The sequence below is a fragment of the Bifidobacterium sp. UBA6881 genome, assembly GCA_002451435.1.
In the GTDB taxonomy this organism is placed as follows: Bacteria; Actinomycetota; Actinomycetes; order Actinomycetales; family Bifidobacteriaceae; genus Bifidobacterium.
Genome location: DKCF01000034.1, coordinates 1 through 3,401, shown reverse-complemented (window position 1 = coordinate 3,401; position 3,401 = coordinate 1). Strand labels below are relative to the sequence as shown.

The following is a 3,401-nucleotide window of genomic DNA, read 5'->3' as shown; positions in this document are numbered from 1 at the left end:
TATGAGGAGGCCCCGCAGCCGGAAAATGGCGAGGATCGTCATTCGAAGGTTCGTCTGACTTTCCGTCAGTCCGTCAAGGGCGCCACCGTTTCGCTGAGCGCCGATGGACGGAAATTCAAGACGCATATTCCCGCAGGAGTGAAGGACGGCCAGAAGATTCGCCTTGCAGGCAAGGGCAAGCCCGGCCGCAATGGTGGACGGAACGGTGACCTGTACCTGCAGATCCATGTCCCCGAAGACCCGAAATTCGCCTTGCGCAACCTCGACATCATCATGCCGTTGCCGATTACCGTGGGCCAGGCGGTGGCCGGTGCGAAGGTGTCCGCGACGGACGTCGATGGCCATGAGGTCACCTTCAAAGTGCCCGCTGGCTCGTCGAGCGGCACGGAAGTGCGCATCGCAGGCAGGGGCGTGCGGAATTCCCGCGGTGAAGGCGATTTGGTCGGTCGCGTGGAGATTCGCATTCCGGACAAGCCCGGCTTGATCGTCAGGCACGCGGCGAAGGAATTCGACAAGGCGTGCGGCGATTTCGCTGACGAACTCGCCAAGGAGCGCTGAGCGATATGACGCGCACGTCGCGCAAGCGTGCCGAGCGCCAGGCCAAGCGTCTGTATGAGATGTGCGCGTTGGCGATAGTGTCGGGGCACGCCGATCTGGATGGCGCCGACAGGGTCGGTTTCGATATCGAGCTGCCGGTGTTCTCGGTCGGTCGTGCCGGGGAACTCGCCAACGTGCATCCGCAGACGCTCCGCCAGTACGACAGGCTCGGCTTGGTGGTGCCGCAACGTACCGCTGGCGGTGCCCGCCGCTATTCCCTGCGCGACATCGCGCGTCTTGCCAACGCACAGCATCTGAGTCAGGAGGAAGGCATCAATCTGGCCGGAGTCACGCGCATCCTCGAGCTCGAAGAGGAGAACCGTGAGCTCCGCAGGCAGGTCGAACGCCTGCGCAAGCCGGCGGGAACGAGTGTGTTCGCGGCGGACGCCGATGGCGGAATCGTCGAGGTCGAACGTTCCCGCCGTGCCCGCATGTGGCGGCATCAGATTCGCGTCGATATGCGGCAGTTGCCATCACGTGACTCTTCGGAGATTTCCCGTGAAGACGATGGCAAGACGTCCACCTCGGTTGTGCTTTGGGGCGACCGATAACAAGAGGAAAATCCGAGAAAAGTATCATAAATAAGTATTTTTTGCGCCATACTCGGCTTTTTGGTATATAGTCTTCACGTGACGTGTTATTTTTGTGCAACTCCGATGGTGTGCCGGAAATAATTCTGTCCATGTACGCCATAGTCGTTTTTCTTCCGTCTGCAAGGTTGACATAGGGGAAGACGCGTTTTCTCCGTGGAAGTTCCGGAGAAATATCAGCTATGAGGCGAACGAGGAAAGGTGAGGAGTGCCATATGCCAAGAGTCGCGTTCACTGCCAAGGTCCGCAGGTATCTGGGATCTTTGGAGGCCGTGGAATCGGTCACCCAGTATCGCATCAGCTATTCCAAAAAATTCCGTGATGATTGCATGCGCCGGTATGCCGAAGGCGGTTCGCCGGCCGTGATTTTCCGAGAGGCCGGACTCGACCCGAAGATCATAGGATACAAGCGCGTCGAACGCTGCATCGCACGCTGGAAAGCGGAGGAAGCGGCGAAAGCCGAAGAACGGTCTGATGGATCGGCCGCTGGCCAGGTCGGTGCGGGTGCCTCCGAGAACCATGGGGAAGTCGGCTGCCGGGAAGCGTGATGCGGCGTCGATCGCCAAGCCGATTGCCCGGCTGATTGTCTATAGGCGCGGTGATGGAGCCGCCGCACGTGGCGGATGCAATGCCTCGCAATGCCTCGCGAAACTCCACGAACCGGAATTCACGCAAAGGCGCGAAGGTTCGTGCCATGCGCTCTCGTCGCATGCGATGTGCGCGGTGTGGCTCGTGCCGTCTAGGTCGCATCGTTCTGTTGGAATAGAAACGGAAAGCTGAAATGGAAGCCGGAGGCGACATCGTTGGTGATGGATGCATGCCGGACGGTTTGCGGAACGAAGGAGACGCGACATGGACGAATCGAAGCTGATGCTCAAAGCGGTGTTTTGGGACATGGACGGCACGTTGATTGATTCCGAGCCGTATTGGCATGCGGGCGAGATGAAGATCGCGGCGGAGCATGGCGGATACTGGGATGAGGATCTGGCCTGGCAGGGTTCGGGCACGCCGGTGCCGGACGTCGCGCGCCGCATGGTGGAGCACGGTTGCGCATTGTCGGTCGAGGAAATCGGCAAAGGCATGATTGATTACGTGGCGCAGAGGGAATTCGAACGCATACCATGGATTCCCGGCGTGGAGGACGTGCTGCGGTCGTTGGCCGCGACTGGCGTTCCTTCGATGCTGGTGACGACGTCGCCTCGTCATCTGGCGGAAAATCTTGTTGCGCAGGCTCCCGTCGGCGCATTCGCGGGATATGTGTGCGGCGATGACGATGTCGCGAAGAAACCGTCGCCGGAACCGTATCTGGAGGCCGGAAGGCGTCTCGGCATCAAGCCGGAGGATATGAGATACTGCATCGCGGTTGAGGATTCCATATCGGGATTGCGCTCCGCGGCCGCTTCCGGCGCCACCACGCTCGCGCAGACCGGTTTCATACGGCTCGATAATTCCCAAGGTCCGCAGTTCGCTTCAATCGACGGATACACGGGTATCACGGCTGCCGCGCTCGACAGGTACGTGCGACAGCGCAATGAAGCGTGAGCGTGCGATGCGGGTGTTGTGAAGAAATCCCGATGATTGGAGACGATTGGCCGTCTGATGGGATGAAGACGTTGCTTCGGTTCCTTTCGACGGTTCGTTGATTGCGTGTCGGACGTTCCGATTCGCCCTATGAACGGATTCGTGAAAGATGCTTCGATGTCGTAACGCCTGTAGATGCTGCATTGCACCTGCAGGCCGCGCCTGAACAGGTGGGGAAACAAAAAGAAAAAGCCCGCTGCGGTGGAATGAATGCAGCGGGCTTTCGTGGAGCCGACGGTAGTCGAAACCGCGACCTCTTCGATGCGAACGAAGCGCTCTACCAACTGAGCTACGGCCCCTTGGATGTTACTCTGCTCTGCAAAGCAACATCAAGAGAGTTTAATACAAAAATGAGATTAACGCAATTTCGTAAACGCGCGTGTTGCGAAAGCCATCGCGCTTGGCGCCATGCACGATGCCGTACGTGGTACCAAGCACTGGCAATCCGCAGTGCATCGCCTACTTGGCCGCGGAATGCTCCGCCTTCTTCTTGCCGAACTTGGCCTTGAGCAGGCCGACGATCGTCGGAATCAACGACAGCACGAGAATCGCGACGATCACCAATTCGAAATGCTTCTGCACGGCCGGAATGCCGCCGAAGAAGTATCCGAGCAGCGTGAACAGTGTGGACCA

The 3,401-nt window shown here is 59.1% G+C and carries 4 protein-coding genes, 1 tRNA gene and 1 pseudogene; 4 read left to right on the top strand and 2 right to left on the bottom strand.

Annotation, left to right across the window (positions count from 1 at the left end; all coding sequences use genetic code 11):
- The 4 genes from B3C64_RS02695 to B3C64_RS02680 form a co-directional block, all read left to right on the top strand.
- Positions 1-558 (top strand): J domain-containing protein (locus B3C64_RS02695; protein ID WP_291533551.1); only part of this gene is annotated, 558 nt, incomplete at its 5' end.
- Positions 559-563: 5 nt separating this feature from the next.
- A complete protein-coding gene (locus B3C64_RS02690; protein WP_291533550.1) occupies positions 564-1,148 on the top strand; it encodes a heat shock protein transcriptional repressor HspR in 585 nt (194 codons plus the stop codon).
- Between the two features lie 254 nt (positions 1,149-1,402).
- Positions 1,403-1,735, top strand: a complete 333-nt coding sequence (locus tag B3C64_RS02685) for a hypothetical protein (protein ID WP_291533548.1) — start codon at positions 1,403-1,405, stop codon at positions 1,733-1,735.
- 304 nt (positions 1,736-2,039) lie between these two features.
- Positions 2,040-2,729 carry an HAD family hydrolase gene (locus tag B3C64_RS02680; RefSeq protein WP_291533547.1) on the top strand — a complete coding sequence of 230 codons (690 nt, stop codon included), beginning with the start codon at positions 2,040-2,042 and terminating at the stop codon, positions 2,727-2,729.
- A 265-nt stretch (positions 2,730-2,994) separates the two neighbouring features.
- Here the strand turns inward: B3C64_RS02680 and B3C64_RS02675 are convergent.
- Both B3C64_RS02675 and B3C64_RS02670 read right to left on the bottom strand, forming a co-directional pair.
- A tRNA-Ala gene (locus B3C64_RS02675) sits at positions 2,995-3,067 on the bottom strand.
- Positions 3,068-3,227: 160 nt separating this feature from the next.
- Positions 3,228-3,401: pseudogene (locus tag B3C64_RS02670) on the bottom strand (DedA family protein); the annotation flags it as partial.

Excerpts from the sequence above, each read along its gene's own strand:
- B3C64_RS02690 (WP_291533550.1), top strand. The coding sequence starts at position 564 with ATGACGCGCACGTCGCGCAAGCGTGCCGAGCGCCAGGCCAAGCGTCTG.
- B3C64_RS02685 (WP_291533548.1), top strand. The coding sequence starts at position 1,403 with ATGCCAAGAGTCGCGTTCACTGCCAAGGTCCGCAGGTATCTGGGATCT.
- B3C64_RS02680 (WP_291533547.1), top strand. The coding sequence starts at position 2,040 with ATGGACGAATCGAAGCTGATGCTCAAAGCGGTGTTTTGGGACATGGAC.